Origin of the sequence: Pedococcus sp. 5OH_020 (assembly GCF_027812955.1) — a bacterium.
Lineage (GTDB): Bacteria > Actinomycetota > Actinomycetes > Actinomycetales > Dermatophilaceae > Pedococcus.
The window spans coordinates 270,152-295,024 of record NZ_JAPYZV010000003.1 but is presented as its reverse complement, the minus strand read 5'-3'; the positions used below and the strand labels follow the sequence as shown (position 1 = coordinate 295,024).

The window sequence follows — 24,873 nt, the reverse complement described above, 5'->3', positions numbered from 1 at the left end:
CGACGGACGACGAGGTCGTGACCCGCGCACGGGCCACCGCCCTGAGCCTGCCACCGATGTTCGGTGACTCGCCAGTAATGCGCCGGCGCCTCCGGGCCGTCAGCCGTGCCGGAGGTGGACCAGCGTCGGCCGGTCCGCGACGAGTGCCGCCGGCACCAGGTCAGCCAGGGACTCCACCGAGGGGGCAGCGACCCCGGCAGCGCCCATCGCCCGTGCGAGCGCTGGGAAGTCCGGTCCGACCAGGTCGACCGCCTGAGGGGTGATGTCGCGGTCCACCATCTGCTCACGGATCTCGGCGTAGCCGCCGTTGTCGACCACGACCACGGGGATCGGGAGCCGCTGCTCGACCGCCGTCATCAGCTCCTGGATGGAGAACATCGCGGCGCCGTCACCGAACAGCGCGACGACGGGGCGCTCCGGCTGGGCGACCTTGGCTCCGATGGCGGCCGGCAGGCCGTACCCGAGGGTCGCGTAGCCGGTGGGGTAGACGAGACGGCCCCGCGGCCCCATCGGCCACGTGTGCACGGTCCCGAGGTAGGTCACCTGCGAGCTGTCTCCGGCGACCACCGTCTCGGGAGGCAGCGCCTCGGACAGGACCCGCTGGATCGGCTCCCACGGGGCGCCGAGCTCTGCCGCCTCGGCGTCCAGGGTCACCCGAGCCTGCTTGCCGCGGTCGCGGTCCCAGCCATCGGGTCGTGCGGTGCCTGCGGCTCGTGCGACCTCCGCGAGGACCTCCGCCGCGTCGCCCTGGACCGTGAGGTCGGCGACGAGGTTCTTGGCCAGCTGCGCCGGGTCGAGGTCGATGCGCACGACCGTCCGCTCACCCGCGCGGCCGGGCGCGAGCGTCCCGCCCCAGGTGTCGGAGTCTCCCACCTCCGAGCCCACGACGATGAGGAGGTCCGCGTCGTTGACGAGCCGGTGTGCTCCGGCGAGGCGCGCTGCGGCGCCCAGCGAGCTGCCGTGGGTCTCGTCGAGGATGCCCTTGCCCGCGACCGTCGTGACGACCGGAATGCCGAGGTCGGCCAGGGCGGCGACGGACGCCGCGGCGCCGCGGGCGCCCCCACCGAGCCACAGCGCCGGCCTGGACGAGGCCACCAGCGCGTCGACGACAGCCGCGACGTGCGGCTCGCCGGCGGACGGGGGGTGAGCGGCCGGTCGGGTGGGTTCGCGCACCGGACAGGGGCTGGCGCACCACGGCCCTTCCAGGACGTCGACCGGCACCTCGAGGTGCACGGGCCGAGGGCGTCGCGAGGCGAAGCCGTGGAAGACGTCCGCGAGCGCGTCCGGGATGTCGTCGGCGCTCTCGACCCGGATGCTGCGCGCCGTGACGGCGTCGAGGGCGGCCTGCTGGTTCTTCACCTCGTGCAGCCACCCCACGTCGGCCCCCACCATGCCCCGGGGCACGCCGGGCGACACCGCCAGCACCGGCACGGAGTCGGCATACGCGGTGGCCAGGGCGGTCACGGCGTTGGTGATGCCCGGCCCGGACGTCGTGAAGACGACGCCCGGCCGGCCGCTGACCCGGGCGTAGGAGTCCGCGGCGTACCCGGCGCCCTGCTCGTGACGGGTGACGATGTGGCGGATCCCCGAGCCGGGCAGTGAGCGGTAGAGCTCCAGGCTGTGGGTACCGGGGATGCCGAAGACGTGGCGGACGCCATGGGCCTCGAGTGAGTCGACCACGGCGGCGCCGCCGGTCACCCTGTCACGCATGGGCACCTCGTGGTGCCATCGCGCTCACGAGCTCGTACGCCGCATGGGCTGCGGCGATGCCGGTCACCTCAGCATGGTCGTAGGCGGGCGCAACCTCAACGATGTCCGCGCCGACGAGGTTGAGATCGGCGAACGACCGCAGGATGTTGAGCAGCTCACGGCTGGTGAGGCCGCCCGCCTCCGGCGTGCCGGTGCCCGGGGCGAAGGCGGGGTCGAGCACGTCGATGTCGAGGGAGACGTACACCGGGGCGGAGCCGACCCGCTCCCTGATCCGCTCCACCGCGCCCCGCCAGCCGAGGTCGTCCATGTCGTGACAGCCGATGACCTGGAACCCCAGTACCTGGTCGTCACTGAGGTCCTCCGGGGAGTACAGCGGTCCCCGGATGCCGACGTGCATGCTGGCGGTCTTGTCGATCAGCCCCTCCTCGCTGGCCCTGCGGAAGGGCGTCCCGTGGGTGACCGGCGCGCCGAAGTAGGTGTCCCAGGTGTCGAGGTGGGCGTCGAAGTGGACCACCGCCACCGGGCCGTGCAGCTCCTCCATCACGCGCAGCAGGGGCAGCGCGATCGTGTGGTCGCCGCCGATGGTCAGGAGCCGGGCTCCCGTGCCGACGAGGTCGCGGGCCGCGGCCTCGATCTGCCGCACCGCCTCCTGGATGTCGAACGGGTTGACCGCGATGTCGCCCGCGTCGGCGACCTGTTGCACCGCAAAGGGTTCGACCTCCTGCACGGGGTTGAAGCCGCGGAGCAGCTTGGAGGAGGCACGCACGTGCGCGGGGCCGAACCGGGCGCCGGGTCGGTAGCTCACGCCGGAGTCGAACGGCACCCCGACGACGGCGACGTCAGCGCGTTCCACCTCGTCGAGCCGGGGCAGCCGGGCGAAGGTGCTCGGCCCGGCGTACCGGGGGGTGATGGTCGCGTCGACAGGGCCACGGTTCGTCATGGTCAGAGCACCTTGGAGAGGAAGTTGCGGGTACGGGCGTGGGTGGGGCGGGTGAGGACCTGGGCGGGGTCGCCCTCCTCGACGACGACGCCGCCGTCCATGAACACGACGCGGTCGCAGACCTCCCGGGCGAAGCCGATCTCGTGCGTGACGACGATCATCGTCATGCCGTCGCGAGCCAGCCCGCGCATGACGTCGAGCACCTCCCCCACCAGCTCCGGGTCCAGGGCGGAGGTGGGCTCGTCGAACAGCATGAGGCTGGGTCGCATGGCCAGGGCCCGAGCGATCGCCACGCGCTGCTGCTGGCCCCCTGAGAGCTGGAACGGGTATGCCGCGGGCTTGTCCGGCAGGCCCACCCGCCGCAGCAGCTCGTGGGCCTGCTCACGCGCCTGTGCGCGACCGACGCCCTTGACGAAGACCGGCGCCTCCATGACGTTCTCCAGGGCGGTCAGGTGCGGGAAGAGGTTGAATCGCTGGAAGACCATGCCGACGTCGCGGCGGGCGGCCGCGACCTCGCGGGGGCGCATCTCGTACTTCTTCCCGCCGTGGCGCCGGTATCCGACCAGGTGGCCGTTGACGCTGATCTCACCGCCGTCGAGCGTCTCCAGATGGTTGATGCAGCGCAGCAGGGTCGACTTGCCGGAGCCGGAGGGCCCCAGCAGCGAGACGACCTCTCCGTGCCCGACGGTGAGGTCGATCCCCTTGAGGACCTCGTTGTCGCCGAAGGACTTTCGCACCGCCAGGGCCTCCACCATGGGCGCCGCCGCGTCGGCGAGCGGACGGGTCGTCACGGCCGCACCCCCGACAGGGCCGGCCGGGTCCTGCGGCGCGGCGAGGCACCGGCCACCCCGCGGTTCATCCGCCGCTCGACGCGGGCCTGCACGATGGACAGCAGCGTCGTGAGGACGAGGTACCAGATGCTGGCCACGATGAGCAGCGGGATCTGCTGGAAGTTGCGGCCGTAGATGAGCTGGGCGGTGGTGAGCAGCTCCGGAAGCCCGATGACGAGACAGAGGGAGGTCAGCTTGAGCATCGAGATGAGCTCGTTGGCAGTGGGCGGCACGATGACCCTCGCCGCCTGCGGAAGGACGACTCGGCGGTAGCTCAGTCCCGGGCTCATGCCCAGGGCCTGCGCCGCCTCCGTCTGGCCCCGGTCCACCGCGCCGATGCCGGCTCGGACGATCTCCGCCATGTACGCCGCCTCGTTCAGGCCCAGCCCGAGGATGGCCGCGGCGAACTGGGTGATCAGCGTGTTGGTGGACACGGAGACTAGCTCGGGACCGAACGGCACGCCAAGGCTCACCCGCGGCAGGACGGTCCCCAGGAAGAACCAGAACAACAGCTGCACCAGGATCGGTGTGCCGCGGAAGAGCCCTACGTAGCCACCGGCCACCCAGCGCAGCAACGGGTTGTCCGACAGCCGCATGACGGCCAGCAGCGTTCCCAGCACGATGCCGACGACCATCGCGACCGCCGTCAGCTCGATGGTCACCAGCAGCCCGCGCAGGATGGAGCGCTCGAACAGGTAGCCGAGCACCAGGTCGGGTCGCAGCTGCGGCGTCGTGGCGACGAAGTGCAGGAACATCGCGGCGAGCACGACGACGACTGCGGCGGCCACCCAGCGGCCGGGGTGCCGCAGCCGGACGACCGGCTCGTCGGCATACCCCGGCGGGGCCTGCGTCACGGACGGGCTGGACATGGTCACTTCCCGGTGTTGAGGGGTGCCCCGGTCAGGGCCTGGTCCTTGAGGTTCCACTTGGCCAGCAGCTGGTCGTAGGTGCCGGACTCCTGGACCTTCTTCAGCGCCGCCTGCACCGCGTCACGCAGCTGCGGGTCCTTCTTCGGCACCGGAATGCCGACCGGCAGCGTGCCGAAGGGCTTGGCCGGGACCTCGAAGGCGTTGGCCGTCTGCTTGACGTTGTACGCGAGGGTCAGGTCGAGGGCGGCCACAGCGTCGGCACGCCCGGACTGCAGTGCCTGCACGGCACTGGCCTGGTCGGGGAACGGCTGCTTCTTCACTGCCTGCTTGCCTGCCGTGGTGCACTCCTTGGAGATGTCGTCGACGGACAGGTCACCGGTGGAGGACTTCTCGACGGCGACGGTCTTCCCGCACAGGTCGGTCTGCGCCTTGAGCCCCTTGGGGTTTCCCTTGGCCACCATGAAGGACACTCCGGAGCTGAGGTAGTCCACGAAGTCCACGGTCGCCTGGCGCGCCTTCTTGTCGATCATGCTCGTCAGGGCCAGGTCGTAGCGACCTGCGTCGAGGCCCCCGATGATCCCGTCGAAGTTCGTGTTCTGGAACTTCAGCTTGACACCCATCACCTGGCCCAGGGCCGCCCCGAGGTCGGCGTCGAAACCCAGCACCGTGGCGTTGTCCGTGTCGAAGTACTCCATGGGCGGGAAGCTGACCCCCGAGGCGACCCGGACCGTCCCCGACTGCTTGATGGCCGCAGGGAGCATGCCGTTGATGGAGTCGTCCCTGGCGAGGGCGGTCGGCGACGCAGACGCGCCGCCTGAGGACGAGGAGGACGAGCCTGCGGCGCCGGTGCCGGCGTCCGGGGCGGCGCAGCCGGCCACCAGGGCGGCTGCGGCGGCGCAGGTGGCGAGGAGTGGGGAGCGAAGCCGCATGGGGATCTCCTGGGAGGTTGCTTACTAGACAACAAACGTTGTTCTATACGACAATCGGGCAGACCCGTTCGTCTGTCAAGGGTTTCGCCGAGAATGCGTGTCGGAGCCCGGGACAGTCCCACAGAGAGGACACTGCGGCCATGCGTCCCGTCCCCGTCGAGCCGACCCACGACGGGGTGCGGATCGGCGCCCGGCTGCGAGCGGCCCGCAAGGGCGCCGGCTACACGCTCGAGCAGCTCGCGAGCGCCGTAGGGCTCACCAAGGGCTTCCTGTCGCGAGTCGAGCGCGACGAGACCTCCTTGAGCGTCGCGTCCCTCATCGCACTCTGCGAGGTGATGAGCATCGACGTCGGGTCACTGTTCAACGCCCCTGAGGTGGCGCTGGTGCGGCGTGACACGGCCCCCGCCATCAACCTTGGCGGGACCGGGGTCCGAGAGGCTCTGATGACGCCCCGCGGCCAGAGCCGGGTCCAGCTCGTGCACACCACGGCCGAGCCCGGAGCCACCGGCGGGTCCGAGCTGTACACCATCAACTGCGAGATCGAGGTCCTCTACGTGCTCAAGGGCTCGGTTGACCTCCTGCTCGCGGACCGGCAGCAGCGGCTCACCGCGGGAGACGCCCTGACGTTTCCCGGGGGCGAGCCGCACACCTGGGTCAACTCGAGCAGCAGCCGCGTCGCCGAGATGGTGTGGGTCCTCGCTCCGGCACCGTGGAGCGGCAGCAGCTGAGCCGTCCACCTACGCTGGTGCCATGGCCTGCGCGGGTTCCCACTCGTGAACCCGCTGCGCGAGCTGGGGGCGTTCCTGCGCGCCGCCCTGGTGCTGCCGGTCCCCCGAGACCACCAGGAGTCGGACCGGGCCTTCCGGCGACGACGGGTCGTGGCCACCGTGACGCTGGTGGTCGGAGCGGTCGTCCTGGGTCTGGCGCTTCGGATCAGGCCGGGCGACACGCTGTTCTACCCAGCGACCGTGGGGCTGGCGGCGGTCTGGGCGGTGGGCGCGGTCGCCTCCGGCCCGCTGCACCTGGGTCGGGCGAACAGCCGCGCGGGTGAAGCCGCCCGTCGTCCCGTGGTGCAGTCCCTGGCACTGGGGGCTCTCCTGCTGGCGGTCTTCCTGGCCGGCGGCCTCGTCGTCGCGAGGGTGCCGAGCCTGCGCGCGCCGGTCGACCGCCTGCTGGACCATGCCCGGCTCGGCTCGCTCCCCGTGATCGTCCTCATCACTGCCGTCAACGGCATCGCCGAGGAGCTGTACTTCCGCGGGGCGCTCTACGCGGCGGTCGGGCGCCGGCACGCCGTACTCGTCACGACGGTGGTGTACAGCCTGACCACCGTCGGCACGGGGATCCCCCTGCTGGTCCTCGCGGCGGCCCTGCTCGGCATGCTCACGGCGCTCCAGCGTCGCGTGACCGGAGGCATCCTGGGTCCGGCCATCATCCATCTGACGTGGAGCCTGGGCATGCTGCTCCTGCTTCCCTCCGTCCTCTCCGCAGGAAGCTGAGCGTATGACCGCCGCCCACATCGCCACCGAGCCCACGACCACCAAGGGCGTCCGCAGGGTCCTCGTCACCGGCGCGACGGGGTACGTCGGCGGCGCTCTGGTGCCGGAACTGCTGGGCCGCGGCTTCGCCGTGCGGGTGCTCACCAGGAGCCGTCGAGGACTCGAGGGCCGCACCTGGGCCCAGGACGTGGAGGTCGTGGAAGGGGACGCCACCCGCCAGCAGGACCTCCGACGCGCCCTGGCCGGGACGGAGGTCGCCTACTACCTGCTCCACTCCATGGACGGCAAGGGGGACTTCGTCAGCCGCGACCGCGCCCTGGCGGCGGCGTTCGCCAAGGCAGCCGAGTCGCAGGGGACGCAGCGCATCGTCTACCTGGGTGGGCTCCACCCCGAGGGGGAGCTCTCGGAGCATCTCGCCTCGCGGGTGGAGGTGGGCCGGATCTTCCTCGACTGCCCCGTCCCGGCCACCGTCCTGCAGGCAGGTGTGGTCCTGGGCGACGGCTCGGCGTCGTTCGACATGCTGCGCCACCTCACCGAGAGGCTGCCCGCCGTGGTGGCCCCGAAGTGGCTGCGCAACCGCATCCAGCCGATCGCCATCGACGACGTGGTGCACTATCTCGCAGCGTCCGCGGACCTGCCGGCGGGCTCCAACCGGACCTTCGACGTGGGAGGTCCGGACGTCCTCACCTACGCGCAGATGATGAAGGGCTATGCCCGGGCAGTCGGTCTGGGGCGGCGCTGGATCGCAACCGTCCCGGTGCTCACGCCGCGCCTCGCAGGGCTGTGGGTCGCCGTGGTGACGCCCATCTCGGCGGGGATCGCCCGGCCGCTGGTGGGCAGCCTCGTGCACGAGGCCGTCTGCCGGGAGGAGGACCTTCTGGAGCTGACCGGACCGCCGCCCGCCGGACGCACCGGGTTCGAGGCGGCGGTGCGGACGGCGGTCGCCGAGGTGGACCCGCGACGCTGGCGTAGGACGGTCGCGCGGACCGCCGGAGCAGCGGGAGCGGCGGCCCTGGCCGGGTCCGTCCTCACCGACCCGGGCTCGCGCTGGTACCGCGGCCTCGACCTGCCGTCGTGGCAGCCGTCCGCCTCGGTGTTCCCGGTGGTGTGGACGGCCCTGTACTCCGACGTTGCGCTGGTCGGCGCCGCGGCGTCCACCGAGCTGGCGGAGTCGGGCCGACACGAGGACGCCGGCCGCCTCGTACGCGCCCTCGCGGTCAACCTCGTGCTGAACGTGGGGTGGACGGGGCTCTTCTTCCGAGCCCGGCGGCCGTGGCTGGCCGCTGCAGAAGGCGCCCTGCTGACGCTGAGCGCCGCAGACCTCGCGCGGCGGGTGCGGCCCACGGGTCGCGGCAAGGCCACCGCGCTGGGTGCGTATGCCGCCTGGTGCGGCTTCGCCACGGTCCTCACCGCGGCGATCGCCCGGCGCAACGTGGGGCGCTGAGCCCCGCACGGCCGCGCCGCGGCATACCGTGGTTGCGAACGTGGGCCCACACCTGCGAGACTAATACCGACCGCTCGGTCAGTTATTGCCGGTCGCGCCCCGTTGGAGGACCAGTGACGGACACCACCACCCGGACCCGTGAAGGCGTCGACGACGCGGGCCTGCAGTCGCAGTTCGACGCCACGATCGAGCACGGTGACCGCATCGAGCCGCGGGACTGGATGCCGCCCGGGTACCGCCGCACGCTGGTACGTCAGGTGGCCCAGCACGCTCACTCCGAGATCATCGGGATGCAGCCGGAAGGCGCCTGGGTCGGACGTGCGCCGTCCTTGCGGCGCAAGGCGATCCTGCTCGCGAAGGTCCAGGACGAGGCGGGGCACGGACTGTACCTGTACTCCGCCTGCGAGACGCTCGGCGTGAGCCGGGGCGAGCTGACGGAGAAGCTGCTGTCCGGGGAGCAGAAGTACTCCTCCATCTTCAACTACCCGGCCCTGTCGTACGCCGATGTGGGCACGATCGGGTGGCTGGTCGACGGCGCGGCCATCTGCAACCAGGTCCCCCTGTGCCGTACCTCCTACGGCCCCTACGGTCGCGCGATGATCCGCATCTGCAAGGAGGAGTCCTTCCACCAGCGCCAGGGTTTCGAGCTCCTGATGACGATGATGCGCGGCACGGACGAGCAGCGGGCGATGGTGCAGGAGTCGGTGGACCGGTTTTGGTGGCCAGCCCTGATGATGTTCGGCCCGCCGGACGCGGACTCCCCGAACTCGGCGCAGTCGATGGCCTGGGGTATCAAGCGCAACAGCAACGACGAGCTGCGGCAGCGCTTCGTCGACATGACCGTCCCCCAGGCCGAGGCCTTGGGGGTGCGGCTCCCCGACCCGCAGCTGCGATGGAACCCGGAGCGAGGTGCGCACGACTTCGGACAGCCCGACTGGGCCGAGTTCGCCCAGGTGGTCAGGGGCAACGGCCCCTGCAACGCCCAGCGGATCGCCCACCGGCGCAAGGCTCACGACGAGGGAGCCTGGGTGCGCGAGGCCGCCCTGGCGTACGCCGAGCGGCAGCTCCGCGCGCAGGGAGGTCCAGCGTGAGCCAGCAGTCCCCGGCCGCTCGAGCCCCTCAGACGCCCGAGAGTCGTGAAACCGCGCAGAGTCACACCGCTGGCGAGCCACGCGTCCGGGCGGAGTGGCCGCTGTACGAGGTGTTCGTCCGCGGCAAGCGCGGCCTGAACCACGTCCACGTCGGGTCGCTGCACGCGCCGGACGACGAGATGGCGCTGCGGCACGCCCGCGACGTGTACACGCGGCGCAACGAAGGCGTCAGCATCTGGGTCGTCCGGTCCAGCGACATCGCGGCGTCCAGCCCGGACGAGAAAGACCCGCTGTTCGCCCCGAGCGGGGACAAGGTCTACCGGCATCCCACGTTCTACGACATCCCCGCCGACGTCCCCCATATGTGAGGCCGGACTCCATGCCAGAAGAGCTCGACGCCATCCAGGCGGTCGCCGACGACCTCGTGCACCTACGCTCGCACCCCGCGCCGAGCCCGGTCGAGGAGCACGGGTCCGTCTATGACGGCCTGCTCGGCGGGGACCCGTCGCACTGGGCCTTCGGGACCGACTTCGAGGACCCGCTGGCCGGCGTGGACACCGCCATCCCGGACGGCGTGGACCCGCGGCAGCTTGCGACGTACTGCCTGATGCTGGCCGACGACGCCCTCGTCGCCTCACAGCGGCTGGGCCAGTGGTGCAGCCGCGCCCCGGACCTGGAGGAGGACATCGCCCTGTCGAACATGGCGCTCGACCTGCTCGGCCAGGCCAGGCTGCTCCTGGCCCGCGCGGCGGCCGCGGACCCCGGAGTCGTGCCGCCGCTCCCGGCCGGGTCACCGGTGCCTCCGGAGGACGCGCTGGCGTTCTTCCGCCCGGACGGTGCCTTTCGCAACGTGCGCCTGGTGGAGCTCGACAACGGCGACTTCGCGGTGACGACCGTCAAGCAGCTCCTGCTCTCCAGTGTGCGCCTGGCCGTGTTCGAGCGTCTGCGCGACAGCCGTGACCACGTCCTCGCGGCGGTCGCCGCCAAGGGCGTCAACGAGCTGACCTACCACCGCGACTATGCGGCCCGCTGGTTCGTCACCCTCGCCCAGGGCACGCCTGAGTCGCGACGCCGCCTCGACGCGGCCGTGGCGCACGTGTGGCCCTTCTTCGCCGAGCTCCTCCTCGGCGAGCCGGTCGAGGTCGCCCTGGCAGCGGCGGGGGTCGGGGTTGACCCCGCCACCGTTCGCGACGACGTGACGGCCGTGCTGGGTCAGGTCCTCACCGCCGCGGGCGTCGAGGAGCCGAGCCCGGCGCCACTGGCCGGTGGGCAGGGACGGCGCGGACGCGACGGCGTGCACGCCGAAGCCCTGAGCCTGCTGCTGGCCGAGATGCAGGTCGTGGCGCGCGCCCACCCCATGGGGCAGTGGTGACCGGCGCCGCGCGCACGCTCGGGAGACGGCCCGGAGTCGCGCCGAAGCTGGCCGCAGTCGTGCAGAGCCGCCCCGACGTCGAGCAGCTGCGGGAGCGTGCGCGCCTGCTCGCAGCACGTGTGACAGACCCTGAGATGCCGATGCTCACACTGGCCGACCTCGGCGTGCTGCGCTCGGTGGAGGTCACCGAGAAGCGCCGGGTCGTCGTGACCATCACTCCGACCTACATGGGATGTCCGGCGATGGCCACGATGCGCGACGACCTCCTCCGCGTGCTGCAGGAGGGCGGTCTGGAGGCGACGGTGAGGGTGTCGCTGTCCCCTGCCTGGTCGAGCGACTGGATCACGGAGCGGGGACGGCGGGCCCTGGCCGCCCACGGCCTTTCCGCTCCTGGGCCGGCGCCCGCGCGAGGTGGCTCCGTGCCGCTGACGCTGCAGCCGACGGTGCGCCGGGTGCGGTGCCCCAGGTGCGCCTGCGACGACGTAGAGCTGACGTCGGAGTTCGGCGCGACCGCGTGCAAGGCGCTCTACCGGTGCACGAGGTGTCGGGAGCCTTTCGAGCACGTCAAGGAGATCTGAGGATGAGCCCGTCCCCCGGCTCGCTGCTGCTGCCACGCAAGCCCCGTACCGCGCCGACGTTCCACACCCTGACGGTGCACTCGGTGGAGCGCCTGACGGAGGACGCGGTGGCCGTCAGCTTCGACGTTCCGCCGGAGCTGGCGGCCGCGTACGCCTTCGCCGCGGGACAGTCGTTGACGCTGCGACGGGTCATCGACGGCCGGGAGGAGCGACGCACGTACTCCATCTGTGCACCCGCCGGGCAGCGGCCCCGGATCGGGGTCCGGGAGATTCCGGACGGCCTGTTCTCGCACTGGCTCGTGCACGAGGTGACGCCCGGGACGGCGATCGAGGTCCAGACGCCCTCCGGCAGCTTCCGCGCCGACCCGGCGACCGGGGGCCGGCACCTGTGCATCGCCGCCGGGTCGGGCATCACGCCCGTGCTCTCGATCGCCGGCACCATGCTGAGCAACCCCGACGCCGAGGTGACCCTCGTCTACGGCAACCGCACCACCGGCTCGGTGATGTTCGCGGAGGAGCTGGCGGACCTCAAGAACCGCTACGGCGCCAGGTTTCAGCTGATCCATGTCCTTTCCCGTGAGCCCCGGGACGTCGAGCTCTTCTCCGGCCGCCTGGATGCTCACCGGTTGCGCCGGCTGCTCGAGCTTCTCGTGCCGGTCCACCAGGTCGACGACGTATGGCTCTGTGGGCCGTTCGAGATGACGCAGACCGCCAGGCAGGTGCTCGGGGACGTCGGTGTGCCGCAGCAGCGGGTGCACTCTGAGCTCTTCTACGTCGACGAGCCGCCGCCGGAGCTGCACCGCCCGGACCCCGCAGTCGAGGGCCTGACGAGCGACGTCACCGTAGTGCTCGACGGGGTGAGCTCGACCACCGCGATGCCCCGCAGCAAGGCGATCCTCGACTCCGCGCAGGCCAGCCGCTCCGATGTGCCGTTCGCCTGCAAGGGCGGCGTATGCGGCACGTGCCGCGCTCTGGTCCGCGAGGGAGAGGTGGACCTGCGGCGCAACTATGCCCTGGAGAAGGGTGAGCTCGCGGCGGGCTTCGTCCTGACGTGCCAGACCTTCCCCGTCAGCGACCGCGTCACCGTCGACTTCGACGCCTGAGCCGACGATCTCGCCGACGCCTGAGCCGACCGCTTCCAGAGGAGAGCCGTGACGCACCACGCCCCGAGACCAGAGGCCGCTGGCTCATCCGCCAGCCCGCCTGACGACGGTGTGCCCGCCGTCCGAGAGCTCCCGCGGGGAGTCGGCGTCTACGGTGGCGGCCGGATGGGGGCCGGGATCGCTCATGCCTTTCTCGCGGTCGGATGCACCGTGGTCGTGGTGGAGAGCGACGAGACCGCGGCGGCAGCCGCGCGCGAACGGGTGGTCGGCAGCCTGCGTCGAGCCGACGAGCGAGGCCGGTTGGCCAGCACCCTCGAAGAGGCCGCCGCGCGGCTGACGACGACCCAGCGACCGCAGGAGCTGACCGGTCTCGACCTCGTCGTCGAGGCGGTCCCCGAGGTCGCCGACCTGAAGCGTGAGGTCCTGGAGCGGGTGGCGTCGGTCGCCCCCGACGCCTGGCTCGCCACGAACACGAGCTCCCTGTCCATCGACCGCCTCGCTGCGCGGCTTCCCTCGCCAGAGCGGCTGGTCGGGCTCCACTTCTTCAACCCCGTCCCCGCCAGCGCCCTCGTCGAGATCGTCGTGGGCCCGCGCACCGCCCCGCAGCTGGTGGAGCGGGCGCGCGCCTGGGTGCAGGGACTGGGCAAGACGGCCATCACCGTGCGCGACGCCCCCGGCTTCGCCAGCAGCCGGCTCGGCGTCGCACTGGCCCTGGAGGCGATGCGCATGGTGGAGGAGGGCGTCGCGAGCGCCGAGGACATCGACAGTGCGATGACGCTCGGCTACCGGCATCCGACCGGCCCGCTCCGGACGACCGACCTCATCGGCCTCGATGTCAGGCTCGCGATCGCCGAACACCTCGCGGCCGAGGTCGGCCCCCGCTTCGAGCCGCCGCGCATCCTGCGCGAGAAGGTGGCTGCGGGTGAGCTCGGGCGGAAGAGCGGACGAGGGTTCTACGACTGGTGACGGGCGTCGTCAGGTGGGGGTAGTGCGTGGGGGTGGGCGGGCGCTCCGGTGAGGCGCCGGGGTGGCCGGTCGGCTCGGCGGAGGTCAAGAGGTGCGGGGCGAACCGGTGGCGAGCCCGTCGAAGGCCAGTGTCGTGATGGCCTGCGAGAGCGCGTCCGCGTCCGCGGGACCGTCGGGCCGGTGCCACTCCACCAGCGAGTTCACCATCCCGAACAGCAGCCGGCTGACCAGGGCCGGCGGGACGTCGCTGCGCAGCGACCCCTCGTCCACTGCGGACTGCACGAGCGCCGCGAGCCGGGCGTCGATGTCGCGGCGGCGCCGCAGTGCCTCCAGCTCGATGTCGCTGTTGCCACGTACGCGCAGCAGCAGCGTGACCGCGGGCTGGTGCTCGACCAGCACGGTGACGCTCCTGCGGACGGCACCCCGTAGGCGCTCGTACGCCGTGCCGCGCTCGACCCGGCTCGCCTCCTCGATGACCTCCGTCAGAGCGCCCAGCGCCTCGTCGAGCGCCTCCGAGAGCAGATGGCCCTTGCTGGGGACGTGGTGGTAGATGGCGGACTTGCTGAAGCCCAGCTCGCGCGCCAGGTCGCCCATGCTCGTGGCGTCGTAGCCCTGCTGGTTGAACAGGTCGACGGCGCGGCGCAGCACGGTCTCCTGGTCATGCCCGGGACGTCCGCGGCGGGGGGTGGCCGTGGGGGCCGCGTCACTCACGGCCCCAGAGTCCCACACCGAGGTGCGTCCGCAGGGGGGACCAGCCGGGTCTCGTGGGGCATGGCGCAGAATCAGCCCATGACTGTCTTCTCGGCCTCCAAGCGATCCACAGGAATCGTGCCCTTCGCCCGTGAGTCGGTGTGGTCGGTGTTGCGTGACGCGAAGCAGGTGTCCAGGCTCACGCCGATGGTGCGCTCGATCGAGGACCACGGAGACACCTGGCTCTGGAAGCTGGCCCCGATCGAGCTGCTCGGACACAGCATCGGGCTCTCCTTCACCGAGTCGATGGAGTTCACGCCGACCCACCGCATCCGGTACACCCACGCAGCGGTCGACGGCGAGCGCGCCGGCGTGGAGGGGACCTACGCGCTGAGCGACAGCGGTCCGGGAACCAAGCTGTCCATCGAGCTCGCGGTCAGCGTCGACCTGCCCTTCCCGAGGATCGCCCGTCCGGCCGTGCAGGCGTCGATGCAGGGTGCCATTGCCGCCATGGGCGCGGGCTTCGGCCACAACCTGGACCGCCAGCTCAAGGCAGCACGCGCCTGAGCGGCCTCTCGCTGCTCGCCAGCGGTCGGCTGGTCACGCCACGGGCGGCGGGCCCAGGAGCAGGTCCGCTCGACTGCCGGTGCGATGGTGGACCGGCCGGTCGCCGTCGCGGGTCACCTGGCCACCTGCCCAACGGGAATCCGAGCGCAGGGGTCCGACGATGTCACGGTCACCGTCCGGCGTGCGGGCGTCCGGGAGCGCCAAGGCACGGTCCACCGCGTCGGCGACAGACGTCAGCGCATAGCGCTCCGGCAGCAGGTCGGTGAGGAAGTCCTGGTCACCACAGACCATGTCGTGGCGCAGGCTCTCCACCAGTGTGTGCACCGTGGAGGCCGGAGCGGCGGTCAGAACGGGCGCGAGCCGGCCCACGAGCCGGGTTGGCAGGAACGGGACGCTGACCTGGACGCGAGTCAGCCCGGCACGGTCGGCGTACAGCCGCAGCAGCCCTGCGTACGGCATCCGCTCGCCGCTGCCGATGTCGTAGGCGCGGCTCACCTCCGGTGCGGTGAGCGCACCCACGAGCGCCGTGACGACGTCGTTGACCGCGACCGGCTCGACCTCGCTGCGCATCCAGCTGGGGAGCACCTGCACGGGGAGATGCTCGCTGAGCTGGCGCATGATCTCGAACGACGTCGAGCCGCTGCCCACCACCATGGCGGCCCGCAGTGCCGTGGTGGTCACGCCGGAGTCAGTGAGGATCTCCTCCACCTCGAGCCGAGACCGCAGATGCGCAGACAGCTCCTCGTCCGGGACGTCGGGGACCAGGCCTCCGAGGTAGACGACGCGGCCGACACCGCAGCGCACGGCCGCATGGGCAGCGTTGTAGGCGCCCTGGCGGTCCCTGGCTGCGAAGTCGTCGCCCCCAAGGCCATGGACCAGGTAGTAGAGGACTTCGGCGTCCGCGCACGCCCGCCGGACCGCTGCCCGGTCCAGCACATCCATCTGCACGGCCCTGACCCGACCGGCCCACCAGAACCGATCAGCGGACGCGAGGTGGGTGAACGTAGCGGTCACGTCGTGGCCGTCGGCCACGAGCGCCGGCACCAGTCGGCTCCCGACGTAGCCGCCGGCGCCCGTCACGGTCACTCGCACGAGACACCCTTCCGCTGAGGCGTCGCGGCGGGCGCCACGCGCCACGTCAAACTACCCGCGCAGGCTGGGCGTCATGCGCCACGTCAAACGACCCGCGCAGGGTGGGCGTCATGCGCCACTGTCCCGTGGGCGCCGCCAGGCGGGCGCGGGGTGCGCGGACCATGTCGACGGTCGGACGCACACGTCTCAGGTTTCGTCGGTTGCCGCAGGGATCGTGGACATCTCCGGCCGCCCGCGTGACAGCGCTTGCGTCGCCTATCGAAACTCGATACGTTTTCATCGTAAAACGATGGAGGATGTCATGGGAAAGCTGACCGTGCGCGCCCTGCGTGCCGTGCTCGTTGTGGTGCTCGCCGGCACGGTGTTCGTACAGGCATCTCTGCTGTGGGCGTTGGCCACTGACCCGGAGGATGGATCGCTCCCGCTGACCCCGCTGCGCGTGACCACGATCCTGGGCATGGTGTCGGTGCAGGTCGCCCTGGTCTGCATTTGGCGGCTGGTGACGATGGTGCGACGCGGAACCGTGTTCTCGGACGCCGCCTTCCGGTACGTGCACGCCCTGATTGGCGCGATCGTGGCGCTGGCGCTCGTCTGGTTCGCAGTCACCATCCTCAATGCGCCGGGCCAGCGGGCCGACCCGGGCGTCACAGTAGTCATGGTGGGGATCGGCGTGGCCATTCTGGGGGTCGCCCTCATCGTGCTTGTGCTGCGGATGTTGCTCGCCCAGACCGTTGCGCGCGACGTCGAAGCGGCACAGATGCGGGCAGAGCTGGACGACGTGATCTGATGCCGATCGCCGTCGATATCGACGTGATGCTGGCCAGGCGGAAGATGTCCGTGGGCGAGCTCGCGGGCCGCGTCGGGATCACGCCGGCCAACCTGTCGGTACTTAAGAACGGCCGCGCCAAGGCGGTGCGCTTCGCGACGCTCGCGGCGCTCTGCGAGGTGCTCGAGTGCCAGCCAGGCGACCTACTGCGCTGGGAGGCCGAGGACGCTCACACGGAAGATGCGCCCCGGGGCGTGCGTGCAGACGCCTAGCACCACCGACCCCCAAGAAGGGACGGTGGACCGGGTGGCCGTGGATTGTCGATCATCCGTAACACCGTTGCGGCGAGGGCTCGGCCCGCCTGGGCATCACGCTTCGACGCCGCAGACGTCCCCTCATACGGACCCAAGGTTGAGTCGACAGGAGCTGTGCCATCAGCCCGGAACAGGGCTGGAGCCAGCTTCCGGCCAGGTGCACTAGCGGTGGATGCCGTTGTGGAATAGGAATGGCAGCGCGACACAGGGTCGTGTCGTGACCTCAACCCAAGGGAGTAGTGCCATGAGCGAGACCCCGATGGACTCGACCGGAACCGGTCAGGACGGCGACCTCCAAGGCGGCGGCCACGGCCCAGCTGACGGAGGTGCGGAAGGTATGGCGGGCGGTGCTGATGGCGGCGCGGATGGCGGCGCGGATGGCGGTGCTGATGGCGGTGCTGATGGCGGTGCTGATGGCGGTGCTGATGGCGGTGCGGACGCGGGTGCCGGCCCTGTGTCGGACCTTGCCGAGGGCGACGACGTCTCCACAGGAACCGACGGGGTCGGGGGTGGCAACGACTCGACGAGCAGCGTTCTCGAGGACACCCTTGGCGCCGGCGGCGACCCTGACGAGGTGAACCGCGGCCTGTAGACGACCTCGACGCTGTCCGGCGGGGTGTCCGCCGCCACGATCGGTCACGCCGCGCTGCGTCGGCTGGTCGCCACCCGGTCCCCGAGGTTCGCCCAAAGGTACTGGGGGCAGCGCCACCCGCGGCCAGGGCTCCCGACCTGCCCACCAGGTTCGCGGACGAATGCCGCCAGCAGGTCCTCCCCCTTCGAGTGAAGTCGGTAGGACCTAGTCATCACTCCACGCATTCTCCACGTACCCCCCCCCCCCGTGGATGGCCGGTTTCGGCGCATCACAGCAGGACCCCGCGACGTCTACGAGAAGGGCCCCTGACCGGCATACGTGCTGGTCAGGGGCCGTTCGTGCACTGGTGGCAGGTGAAGGATTCGAACCTTCGTAGCTTTCGCGATGGATTTACAGTCCACTCCCATTGGCCGCTCGGGCAACCTGCCTGGTGCGCGTGGAAGGATAGCAAGGACAGCCACGATTGCCGAAACTGGCGGGCGCGCGCGCAGGCCTGCCCCAGGAAGGACACGCCACCATGGCCGACAGCTCGTTCGACATCGTCAGCAAGATCGACCACCAGGAGGTCGCCAACGCGCTCAACAGCGCCGCGCGAGAGGTCGCGACGCGGTACGACTTCAAGAACGTGGGTGCCTCGATCGAGGCCAGCGGGGACGACAAGGTCGTGATCAAGGCCAATACCGAGGACCGCGCCAACGCGGTGCTGGACGTGTTCCAGACGTGGCTGGTCAAGCGGAAGGTCTCCCTCAAGCACCTGGACGTCCCGGAGGCGGGCCCGCGCCTCTCGGGGAAGGAGTACCGGCTCGAGATCGGGCTCAAGGAAGGCATCTCGCAGGAGAACGCCAAGAAGATCGGCAAGATCATCCGCGAGGAGGGGCCCAAGTCGGTCAAGTCCCAGATCCAGGGCGACGAGCTGCGGGTGACGAGCAAGTCTCGCGACGACCTGCAGGCCGTCCAAGCGCTGCTCAAAGGCAAGGACGACCTCGACCTGGCCTTGCAGTTCACCAACTACCGCTGAGGCTCAGCGGCTGCGGCACGTTGCCGCTGGCCAGGGGCAACGGCGCTGGCTGGCTCATCCGGATGGCTGTTGACAGGGACCGACCCCGGCGGGAACGTCGCTGGAGCCGGACCTCGCTCGCTTCGTCAGGGACGCGCCCGGCCCCTCGGGCAACCGGCCGAGGGGGGTCACCATCGCGCAAGGGGCACCTGTGAAGAGAACCTCCCTGCTGGGCCGTGGAACGCGCCCAGCCCTCCGGGCCGCCGCGGCAGCCCTGCTTGCCGTCGCGAGCGCCACCGCAGCAGGAGCTGTGGCCGGCGCCACACCGGACCCGTCAACGGCTTCCAGCTGCGGCCACCTCACCGGCGCCAAGGCCCGGGTCGGCCACTTCGGTGGCATCGCTCGCGCGGTCGCTGTGAAGGCCAGCTGCCAGCACACCAGCGAGCCCGCGATCGGAACGCCGCCCCTGCTCTTCCACGGCGGGCCCGTTATGGGGACACACTCCACCGGAGCAGTCGTCGTCACGCCGATCTTCTGGTCGCCGGGGGGACACGCGATCCCCGCCGACTACCAGAACGTCATCACGAGGTACCTCGGGGACGTTGCGGCCGCGAGCGGTCAGCGCACCAACGTGTACTCGACGTTGACGGAGTACTTCGGAAGCAACGGCGCGATCCGCTACCGGGTGGCCCTGGGTGCGGCGCTGACCGACAGCAACCCCCTGCCCGCCAGCGGATGCTCTGTCGAGGGATCCGACAAGTCGAAGATCTACGCCGACCGCTCCGGCTACGACGCGTGCCTGGACGACGGCCAGATCATCGCCGAGACGGATACTGTGGTCAGCTCACACGGACTGCCGCGCGACCTCGCGCACATCTACGTCATGTTCCTGCCGAAGCACGTCGAGTCCTGCTTCTATCCTGGGTCGACCAAGACCGCGGCCAACTTCTGCACCATCAACCACCAGCCGAGCGCGGCCTACTGCGCCTACCACAGCCAGGCCGGCAGCGGCACCGTCTACGCGAACATGCCGTTCCCCATCTACCGCTCGCCCGTCGGCTACACCTGCGGCACGGAGAAGGACTTCGGCAGCATCCAAGCGCCCAACGGCAACCCGGACGCCGACGTCGAGATCAGCCCCACGAGCCACGAGATCATGGAGGCGATCACGGACCCGGACACGGTCACCGGATGGTACGACTCCAGCGGCTATGAGAACGGCGACGAGTGCGCCTACGTCTTCGGCCCGACCAGCGGCACACCTGGCCAGCTGTACAACCAGGTCATAGGTCCGCGGCACTACCTGACCCAGGAGGAGTTCAGCAACGCTGACTTCGCCCGCACAGGTGGCGGCTGCCTGCAGCACACCTGACGCGAGCCCACACACGTGTGCCGCGCGCGAAGCTCCGCGTGCGGCATACCTCTGTCTGGAGGACGGTCAGGCGGTGCCGGGCTGAACCCGCTCGGGCATCGCCAGGGTCGGGCCACCGAGGTCCGGGAACCGCAGCACCGAGCCGTCACTGTCGGTGTCGGGGTCGTCCCGGTCGTCGAGGGCGCTCGCCAGGCCGAGCGCCAGCCCAGCCATCTCGTGCTCGCCGATCCCGAGCCGCGCGGCGACCGCCCGAGCATTCGGCGGCCGGTTGGCGGGGTCCTTGGCGAGGCAGTCGTCGACGAGGTCGGCGAGGTCGCCGGGGATCCCGTCCGGCAGCGGCGGCGGCGGCTCGTTCACGTGGCTGAGCGCTGTGGCGACCGGGGTCCCCCGGTCGAAGGGGCGTCGGCCGGAGAGCATCTCGTGGGCCACGACGCCAAGGGCATACAGGTCGCTGGCGCCCGTCGCCGGCTCGCCGAGGGCCTGCTCGGGGCTGATGTAGTCCGGCGTGCCGAGCATCTCCCCCGCCCGCGTGTGGCCCGCCGCGTCCAGGGCCCGGGCGATCCCGAAGTCCGTCAGCTTCACCAGACCGTCGGGTCGAACGAGAATGTTGGCGGGCTTGATGTCGCGGTGGACCACGCGGGCCTCGTGGGCCACGCCCAGCGCGAGCGCGGCCTGGCCCACGAGAGAGCGGACCTCCGCAGGGTCCAGCGGGCCCCGGCGCTTGAGCAGCAGGGACAGCGGCTCGCCCTTCACCAGCTCCATGACGAGGAACGCCAGCCCGTCATCCTCGCCGTAGTCGAACAGCGTCGCGATGTTCGTATGCATCAGAGCGGCGGAGTGCACCGCCTCGTCTCGAAAGCGCCGTGCGAACAGCTCCTCGTGCCCGGTGTCCGGACGCATCACCTTCACCGCTACCGTGCGCTGGAGCACCTGGTCGGTGCCGGCCCACACATCCGCCATCCCACCGGAGGCGATCCGGGCTCCCAGGACGTAGCGGTCGCCGAGCACAAACCCCTCGTGCAACCTGTTCATCTGGGGAACTCCACCCAACACCTCCGTCGACGGAGGTGCACGTCAACCGACATCCGGAAACCCTCGCCTCGTCAAAGGGTACCCCCCGACGCGGGACAGCACGACTCGGCGCCACCCGCTCCGGTGCAGGAGCATGGCCCCTGACCTGGGACGATGCCAGGGGATGGACGCCCCTGGGGGGCTCCGCGGGAGCACTCAGCCGAAGGCCGCCCGCGACCTCAGCGCCTCCGTCAGCTCCGACTGGCAGTCCACGACGGCCCGTCGGACGGCGGGGCTGAGGTCCTCGCGCAGGAGGCACCGCTGGCTCAGGAGGAGGGTCGCCTCCTCGGTCACCCTCGCCGGGTACGCGAGCGTGGCCACCCGGGCGAGGGCGTCGTCGCCGACCCACGCCGTCATCGCCGGCACATCGCTGAAGTAGCGCGGCACGTATGGCCGCACCACCGAGAGGTCACGCGCGAGCCAGAAGCCCTGCGCCAGGGCGTTGAGCTCGTAGTTGGAGCGGTTCCTGTTCGCCGTGAGCTCGGTCCAAGCCCATTCCTTGGCTTCGGTCGACGGCATGGATGCCCGCGCCGTCAGAGCGGAGAGCCGACCCTGGAGAGTGTGGTCGGCGGCGGCAGCCTGCTCGACGAACGCGTCGTCGACCAGGCCGCGAGACGCCAGGTTCCGGATCGCGATCCAGCCGAAGTCGTCGTCGTGCGTGACCCCGGCCGGTCGGTCGCGGCCGGCGGCCCACGCCCGCAGCGTCCCCTCGTCGTCCGTCGAGCGCGCCACGGTGCGGGCGGCCACGACGGCCCTCGTGGACCCGGTGGAACCCGTCCCGACCGCCGTCAGCACCGCGGTCGCGGCGCGCGCGACAACCGTGTGCGCCCAGTCCTGTTCGCGCTCGGGGAGGAACATGGGGACGACCCGGGAGAGCAGCGCAGTGGCCGTCCGGCTGAGGATCGAGTCGTTGACCTCCCGGGGCCAGGCGTTGGCGAAGGTCTCCACCAGGAGGCGCGGGTCCACCGCTCCGAGGCAGAGGCCGTCGATCAGTGCCACCCACACCACGGCGCGGGCCTGGGGGTCCGGTACGTCGCCCAGGGCGAGGGGCACGACCGCAGCGGACTTCGAGTCGAGGACGACCGTGGCCCAGGTCAGGTCCGAGGCGTTGGGCACGACCAGCTCCGCGGCCGACAGGACGTCTGCGGACGGGACGGCCGTCCGGTCGCCGGTGGTGGAGATGGCCACCCGGCAGGTCTCGCGTCCCTGGGTGAAGCCGGCGATGTCCAGGGAGTGCGGCCGGTCCGCCGGAAGGCCGTGCGGCGCACTGCGTTCCAGGACGCCGGCCTCGCGGTCGTAGGCCAGCACGTCGACCCCTGCCGTCAAGAGCCAGCCCCGAGTCCAGTCGGTGAGCTCCCTGCCGGACGCCTGCTGCATCGAGTCGATGAACTCTGCGAGTGTCCCGTTGCCGAACGAGTGCTCGCGCAGGTAGGCACTCACGCCGGAGATGAACGCCCCGTCCCCGACATGCTCGATCAGCTGTCGCAGGGCGGCCGAGCCTTTGGCGTACGAGATCCCGTCGAAGTCCTGTAGGGCGGCGTGCGCGTCCAGGGCCGGCGAACCCGCGACCGGATGGGTTGACGGGGCGCGCTCCGCGGCATACCCCCACGGTTTGCGAGCCACCGTGGAGTCCACCCAGGCATCCGTGAACTCGGTGGCCTCGACGCAGGTGCGGTGGGCCATGTACTCCGCGAAGGACTCGTTGAGCCACAGGTCGTCCCACCACTGCATGGTGACGAGGTCGCCGAACCACATGTGCGCCATCTCGTGCGTGATCGTGCTCGACCGCGACAACAGCTCGTCGCGAGCCGCCGCCCCTCTGAAGACGTAGGTGTCGCGCAGCGTCACGCAGCCGGGGTTCTCCATGGCCCCGGCGTTGAACTCGGGGACGAAGACCTGGTGGTACTCCCCGAACGGGTACCGGATGCCGAAAAGGGAGTGGTAGTAGTCCAGCCCGGCTTTCGTCACGTCGAACATCTGCGGCGCCTCTCGCTCCAGCGCCTCCCGCAGCGAGGCCCTGGCGTGGACCCCCAGCGGTATGCCGTCGTGCTCGTCGCGCACGGAGGCGTAGGGGCCGGCGCAGACCGTGACGAAGTAGGTCGCCAGGGGCAGCGTCGTGGCCAGCTGCCAGCGCCCTGGAAGGACCTGGGTGGCGGCGCCGTTGCCGAGCACGACCCAGCCGGTGGGCGCCGTGACCGTCAGCGTGTAGGGCGCCTTGAGGTCCGGCTGGTCGAAGCAGCCGAAGACCCGCGGTGCCGCGTCGAGGAACAGGTGGCCGTAGACGTAGTGCTCGCCGTCCGCGGGGTCCGCTGCCCGGTGCAGCCCCTGGCCGTCCCGGCTGTACGACATGACGGCGTGGACCTCGAGGACGTTCGTGTCGCGCAGCCCCGGGAGCTCCATCCGCCCGTCCCGCACGGCCGCGGCGGCGAGGGCTTCTCCGTTGAGCACCAAGGCGCGCAGCTCCACCGGACGGACGTCGAGGAACGTCGTCGAGCCGGGCTCGGTGCAGGTGAACTCGATGGTGCTACGGGACAGGAAGAGCTCCTCGCCTTGGTCGAGGTCGAGGTCGACCGCCATGTGCGTCACGCGCACCAAGGCGGACCGGGCGCGAGCTTCGGCGCGGGTGAGCGAGGGCATGAGAGCGATTCAACCATCAGCGTCCGGCCCCCGGCGGGTCGCCATGACGGACCTCCATCTGCTGACGGACAGCAGCCCCCGGCCGTACGGCCGGGGGCTACTGGCGTCACTCACCGCAGAGCGGTGGGTCAGATCGGGCGAACCTTCTCCGCCTGGGGGCCCTTCGGGCCCTGGGTGATGTCGAACTCCACCCGCTGTGCCTCGTCGAGCGAGCGGTAGCCGCTGGACTCGATCGCGCTGTAGTGCACGAAGACGTCAGCGCCGCCGCCGTCCTGCTCGATGAAGCCGAAGCCCTTCTCGGAGTTGAACCACTTGACTGTTCCCTGTGCCATGGGATCTCTCGTTTCTCTTGGCCGATGCGGACGCGGACGCGACCACAAGCTGCGCACATCACCACGACACGGACGAACCGCCGTACCCAAAAGGGCCCGCACATTGGCGGGCCCGCTCAGACGAGGAACTGCAACTGCAACTGCGGCAAGCCTACCAGCCTCTGAGGGACCGTGGGGTAGCCCCCACCGGTGGGTCGCGGGGTCCACTTCTGCGACCCGGCTCGCTCAACGCTGACGGAAGCCGTATGCCTGCTGCTCCAGCCTGGCGATGCGCTCGGTCATCGGCGGGTGCGTTGAGAAGAACCGCGAGACGTCCTGCGGGCGGAACGGGTTGGCGATCATGAGGTGGCTCGAGTTCTGGATCGCGGGGGTCGGCTGCAGAGGCGCCCGCGCCACCCCGACCTCGAGCTTGCGCAGGGCAGACGCCAGAGCCAACGGGTCCCTGGTCAGCCGGGCGCCATCCTCGTCCGCGTCGAACTCGCGGGTCCGGCTGATCGCCATCTGGATGAACATCGCTGCGAAGGGCGCCAGCAGCGCCATCGCCAGCAGAGCGAAAGGGTTGGGCCGGTCCTCGTCGTTGCCGCCGCCGCCGAACATGCCCGCGAACATGAGCATCTGGGCCACCGAGGTGATGACCCCGGCGATGGCGGCGGCGACCGAGCCGGTCAGGATGTCTCGGTTGTAGACGTGCATGAGCTCGTGCCCGAGCACGCCACGCAGCTCGCGTTCGTCCAGCAGACCGAGGATGCCCTCGGTGCAGCACACCGCGGCATGCTCGGGGTTGCGGCCCGTGGCGAACGCGTTCGGAGCAGCCGTGGGCGAGATGAAGAGCTTCGGCATCGGCTTGCCTGCCGCCGTCGAGAGCTCGCGCACGATGCGGTACATCGCTGGAGCCTGAGCCTCGCTCACCGGGTAGGCATGCATGGCGCGGATCGCCAGCTTGTCGCTGTTCCAGTATCCGTAGGCGGTGGTGGCGACGCCCAGGAGCGCGAAGATCCACAGGAAGGAGGCGTTTCCGGTGGAGCTGGAGATCACTCCGCCGATGGCCAGGAGGAGGGCGAAGGCCGCGCCGAACAGCGCCGCGGTCTTCAGCCCGTTGAGGTGGTTGTGCATGT

General features: G+C 70.8%; 26 protein-coding genes and 1 tRNA gene. 14 read left to right on the top strand and 13 right to left on the bottom strand.

The annotated features are described in order from the left end of the window. Positions 1–99 precede the first annotated feature (99 nt). From PHA84_RS07050 to PHA84_RS07030, 5 genes are read right to left on the bottom strand one after another with little or no spacing between them, the layout of a single operon-like run. Positions 100–1,710, bottom strand: a complete 1,611-nt coding sequence (locus PHA84_RS07050) for a thiamine pyrophosphate-binding protein (RefSeq protein WP_270887390.1) — start codon at positions 1,708–1,710, stop codon at positions 100–102. Further along, a complete protein-coding gene (gene speB / locus PHA84_RS07045; RefSeq protein WP_270887389.1) occupies positions 1,703–2,650 on the bottom strand; it encodes an agmatinase in 948 nt (315 codons plus the stop codon). Before speB ends, PHA84_RS07050 begins: the two co-directional genes overlap by 8 nt. 2 nt (positions 2,651–2,652) lie before the next feature. After that, positions 2,653–3,405, bottom strand: coding sequence for an amino acid ABC transporter ATP-binding protein (locus PHA84_RS07040; RefSeq protein ID WP_270887534.1), 753 nt, complete (start codon positions 3,403–3,405; stop codon positions 2,653–2,655). Between the two features lie 32 nt (positions 3,406–3,437). Further along, positions 3,438–4,349 (bottom strand): amino acid ABC transporter permease, encoded by a 912-nt coding sequence (locus tag PHA84_RS07035; RefSeq protein ID WP_270887388.1) that lies wholly within the window; start codon positions 4,347–4,349, stop codon positions 3,438–3,440. A 2-nt stretch (positions 4,350–4,351) separates the two neighbouring features. Further along, complete coding sequence (locus tag PHA84_RS07030; RefSeq protein ID WP_270887387.1) at positions 4,352–5,278, bottom strand: ABC transporter substrate-binding protein; 927 nt, start codon at positions 5,276–5,278, stop codon at positions 4,352–4,354. A 140-nt stretch (positions 5,279–5,418) separates the two neighbouring features. Here PHA84_RS07030 and PHA84_RS07025 point away from each other — a divergent pair, with 140 nt between their 5' ends. From PHA84_RS07025 to PHA84_RS06985, 9 genes are all read left to right on the top strand, one after another. Then, positions 5,419–6,006: a helix-turn-helix domain-containing protein gene (locus PHA84_RS07025; protein ID WP_270887386.1), complete on the top strand. Its 588-nt coding sequence runs from the start codon at positions 5,419–5,421 to the stop codon at positions 6,004–6,006. A 45-nt stretch (positions 6,007–6,051) separates the two neighbouring features. After that, positions 6,052–6,774: a CPBP family intramembrane glutamic endopeptidase gene (locus PHA84_RS07020; RefSeq protein WP_270887385.1), complete on the top strand. Its 723-nt coding sequence runs from the start codon at positions 6,052–6,054 to the stop codon at positions 6,772–6,774. Positions 6,775–6,778: 4 nt separating this feature from the next. Further along, positions 6,779–8,218, top strand: coding sequence for a tryptophan-rich sensory protein (locus tag PHA84_RS07015; RefSeq protein WP_270887384.1), 1,440 nt, complete (start codon positions 6,779–6,781; stop codon positions 8,216–8,218). Between the two features lie 113 nt (positions 8,219–8,331). Then, positions 8,332–9,309 (top strand): 1,2-phenylacetyl-CoA epoxidase subunit PaaA, encoded by a 978-nt coding sequence (paaA, locus tag PHA84_RS07010; RefSeq protein WP_270887383.1) that lies wholly within the window; start codon positions 8,332–8,334, stop codon positions 9,307–9,309. 101 nt (positions 9,310–9,410) lie between these two features. Beyond that, a complete protein-coding gene (gene paaB / locus PHA84_RS07005) occupies positions 9,411–9,677 on the top strand; it encodes a 1,2-phenylacetyl-CoA epoxidase subunit PaaB (protein WP_270887533.1) in 267 nt (88 codons plus the stop codon). Between the two features lie 11 nt (positions 9,678–9,688). After that, positions 9,689–10,681, top strand: a complete 993-nt coding sequence (paaC, locus tag PHA84_RS07000) for a 1,2-phenylacetyl-CoA epoxidase subunit PaaC (protein ID WP_270887382.1) — start codon at positions 9,689–9,691, stop codon at positions 10,679–10,681. Next, on the top strand, positions 10,678–11,259 hold the full coding sequence (gene paaD / locus PHA84_RS06995) for a 1,2-phenylacetyl-CoA epoxidase subunit PaaD (protein ID WP_270887381.1): 582 nt from the start codon (positions 10,678–10,680) through the stop codon (positions 11,257–11,259). Before paaC ends, paaD begins: the two co-directional genes overlap by 4 nt. A gap of 2 nt (positions 11,260–11,261) precedes the next feature. Next, positions 11,262–12,362, top strand: a complete 1,101-nt coding sequence (paaE, locus tag PHA84_RS06990) for a 1,2-phenylacetyl-CoA epoxidase subunit PaaE (RefSeq protein WP_270887380.1) — start codon at positions 11,262–11,264, stop codon at positions 12,360–12,362. Between the two features lie 48 nt (positions 12,363–12,410). Further along, on the top strand, positions 12,411–13,328 hold the full coding sequence (locus tag PHA84_RS06985) for a 3-hydroxyacyl-CoA dehydrogenase family protein (RefSeq protein ID WP_442952841.1): 918 nt from the start codon (positions 12,411–12,413) through the stop codon (positions 13,326–13,328). 84 nt (positions 13,329–13,412) lie between these two features. On the opposite strand, the gene PHA84_RS06980 is transcribed toward PHA84_RS06985, so the two are convergent. Further along, complete coding sequence (locus PHA84_RS06980; RefSeq protein WP_270887379.1) at positions 13,413–14,039, bottom strand: TetR/AcrR family transcriptional regulator; 627 nt, start codon at positions 14,037–14,039, stop codon at positions 13,413–13,415. A gap of 78 nt (positions 14,040–14,117) precedes the next feature. On the opposite strand from PHA84_RS06980, the gene PHA84_RS06975 reads away from it, so the two are divergent. Then, entirely contained in the window at positions 14,118–14,585 is a 468-nt protein-coding gene (locus PHA84_RS06975; protein ID WP_270887378.1) for a hypothetical protein, read from the top strand. A gap of 33 nt (positions 14,586–14,618) precedes the next feature. On the opposite strand, the gene PHA84_RS06970 is transcribed toward PHA84_RS06975, so the two are convergent. After that, a complete protein-coding gene (locus tag PHA84_RS06970; RefSeq protein ID WP_270887377.1) occupies positions 14,619–15,677 on the bottom strand; it encodes an NAD(P)H-binding protein in 1,059 nt (352 codons plus the stop codon). 214 nt (positions 15,678–15,891) lie between these two features. Between PHA84_RS06970 and PHA84_RS06965 the strand changes: the two genes are divergently transcribed. Both PHA84_RS06965 and PHA84_RS06960 read left to right on the top strand, forming a co-directional pair. Next, entirely contained in the window at positions 15,892–16,464 is a 573-nt protein-coding gene (locus tag PHA84_RS06965) for a DUF2975 domain-containing protein (RefSeq protein WP_270887376.1), read from the top strand. Continuing rightward, positions 16,464–16,715, top strand: coding sequence for a helix-turn-helix domain-containing protein (locus PHA84_RS06960; protein WP_270887375.1), 252 nt, complete (start codon positions 16,464–16,466; stop codon positions 16,713–16,715). The genes PHA84_RS06965 and PHA84_RS06960 overlap by 1 nt, the downstream gene beginning before the upstream one ends. A gap of 265 nt (positions 16,716–16,980) precedes the next feature. Here the strand turns inward: PHA84_RS06960 and PHA84_RS06955 are convergent, their stop codons facing one another. After that, on the bottom strand, positions 16,981–17,397 hold the full coding sequence (locus tag PHA84_RS06955) for a hypothetical protein (protein WP_270887374.1): 417 nt from the start codon (positions 17,395–17,397) through the stop codon (positions 16,981–16,983). Positions 17,398–17,693: 296 nt separating this feature from the next. Then, positions 17,694–17,777 (bottom strand) — tRNA-Tyr (locus tag PHA84_RS06950). Positions 17,778–17,866: 89 nt separating this feature from the next. Between PHA84_RS06950 and PHA84_RS06945 the strand changes: the two genes are divergently transcribed. Both PHA84_RS06945 and PHA84_RS06940 read left to right on the top strand, forming a co-directional pair. Beyond that, entirely contained in the window at positions 17,867–18,367 is a 501-nt protein-coding gene (locus tag PHA84_RS06945) for a YajQ family cyclic di-GMP-binding protein (RefSeq protein ID WP_270887373.1), read from the top strand. Between the two features lie 190 nt (positions 18,368–18,557). Next, the gene (locus PHA84_RS06940) at positions 18,558–19,718 is read left to right on the top strand and encodes a hypothetical protein (protein ID WP_270887372.1); all 1,161 of its coding nucleotides are present in this window, start codon (positions 18,558–18,560) and stop codon (positions 19,716–19,718) included. 66 nt (positions 19,719–19,784) lie between these two features. Here PHA84_RS06940 and PHA84_RS06935 read toward each other — a convergent pair whose 3' ends face one another. The 4 genes from PHA84_RS06935 to htpX form a co-directional block, all read right to left on the bottom strand. Next, positions 19,785–20,750: a serine/threonine-protein kinase gene (locus PHA84_RS06935; RefSeq protein ID WP_270887371.1), complete on the bottom strand. Its 966-nt coding sequence runs from the start codon at positions 20,748–20,750 to the stop codon at positions 19,785–19,787. 195 nt (positions 20,751–20,945) lie between these two features. Further along, on the bottom strand, positions 20,946–23,426 hold the full coding sequence (pepN, locus tag PHA84_RS06930; protein ID WP_270887370.1) for an aminopeptidase N: 2,481 nt from the start codon (positions 23,424–23,426) through the stop codon (positions 20,946–20,948). Between the two features lie 128 nt (positions 23,427–23,554). Then, positions 23,555–23,758, bottom strand: a complete 204-nt coding sequence (locus PHA84_RS06925; RefSeq protein ID WP_270887369.1) for a cold-shock protein — start codon at positions 23,756–23,758, stop codon at positions 23,555–23,557. Positions 23,759–23,983: 225 nt separating this feature from the next. Beyond that, positions 23,984–24,871: a zinc metalloprotease HtpX gene (gene htpX / locus PHA84_RS06920; protein WP_270887368.1), complete on the bottom strand. Its 888-nt coding sequence runs from the start codon at positions 24,869–24,871 to the stop codon at positions 23,984–23,986. Between the last annotated feature and the right edge of the window lie 2 nt (positions 24,872–24,873).

Bases quoted from the DNA above. Each gene is read 5' to 3' on its own strand.
- PHA84_RS07050 (WP_270887390.1), bottom strand. From the start codon at position 1,710: ATGCGTGACAGGGTGACCGGCGGCGCCGCCGTGGTCGACTCACTCGAG.
- speB (WP_270887389.1), bottom strand. From the start codon at position 2,650: ATGACGAACCGTGGCCCTGTCGACGCGACCATCACCCCCCGGTACGCC.
- PHA84_RS07040 (WP_270887534.1), bottom strand. From the start codon at position 3,405: ATGGTGGAGGCCCTGGCGGTGCGAAAGTCCTTCGGCGACAACGAGGTC.
- PHA84_RS07035 (WP_270887388.1), bottom strand. From the start codon at position 4,349: ATGTCCAGCCCGTCCGTGACGCAGGCCCCGCCGGGGTATGCCGACGAG.
- PHA84_RS07030 (WP_270887387.1), bottom strand. From the start codon at position 5,278: ATGCGGCTTCGCTCCCCACTCCTCGCCACCTGCGCCGCCGCAGCCGCC.
- PHA84_RS07025 (WP_270887386.1), top strand. From the start codon at position 5,419: ATGCGTCCCGTCCCCGTCGAGCCGACCCACGACGGGGTGCGGATCGGC.
- PHA84_RS07015 (WP_270887384.1), top strand. From the start codon at position 6,779: ATGACCGCCGCCCACATCGCCACCGAGCCCACGACCACCAAGGGCGTC.
- paaC (WP_270887382.1), top strand. From the start codon at position 9,689: ATGCCAGAAGAGCTCGACGCCATCCAGGCGGTCGCCGACGACCTCGTG.
- paaE (WP_270887380.1), top strand. From the start codon at position 11,262: ATGAGCCCGTCCCCCGGCTCGCTGCTGCTGCCACGCAAGCCCCGTACC.
- PHA84_RS06975 (WP_270887378.1), top strand. From the start codon at position 14,118: ATGACTGTCTTCTCGGCCTCCAAGCGATCCACAGGAATCGTGCCCTTC.
- PHA84_RS06960 (WP_270887375.1), top strand. From the start codon at position 16,464: ATGCCGATCGCCGTCGATATCGACGTGATGCTGGCCAGGCGGAAGATG.
- PHA84_RS06945 (WP_270887373.1), top strand. From the start codon at position 17,867: ATGGCCGACAGCTCGTTCGACATCGTCAGCAAGATCGACCACCAGGAG.
- PHA84_RS06935 (WP_270887371.1), bottom strand. From the start codon at position 20,750: ATGAACAGGTTGCACGAGGGGTTTGTGCTCGGCGACCGCTACGTCCTG.
- pepN (WP_270887370.1), bottom strand. From the start codon at position 23,426: ATGCCCTCGCTCACCCGCGCCGAAGCTCGCGCCCGGTCCGCCTTGGTG.
- PHA84_RS06925 (WP_270887369.1), bottom strand. From the start codon at position 23,758: ATGGCACAGGGAACAGTCAAGTGGTTCAACTCCGAGAAGGGCTTCGGC.
- htpX (WP_270887368.1), bottom strand. From the start codon at position 24,871: ATGCACAACCACCTCAACGGGCTGAAGACCGCGGCGCTGTTCGGCGCG.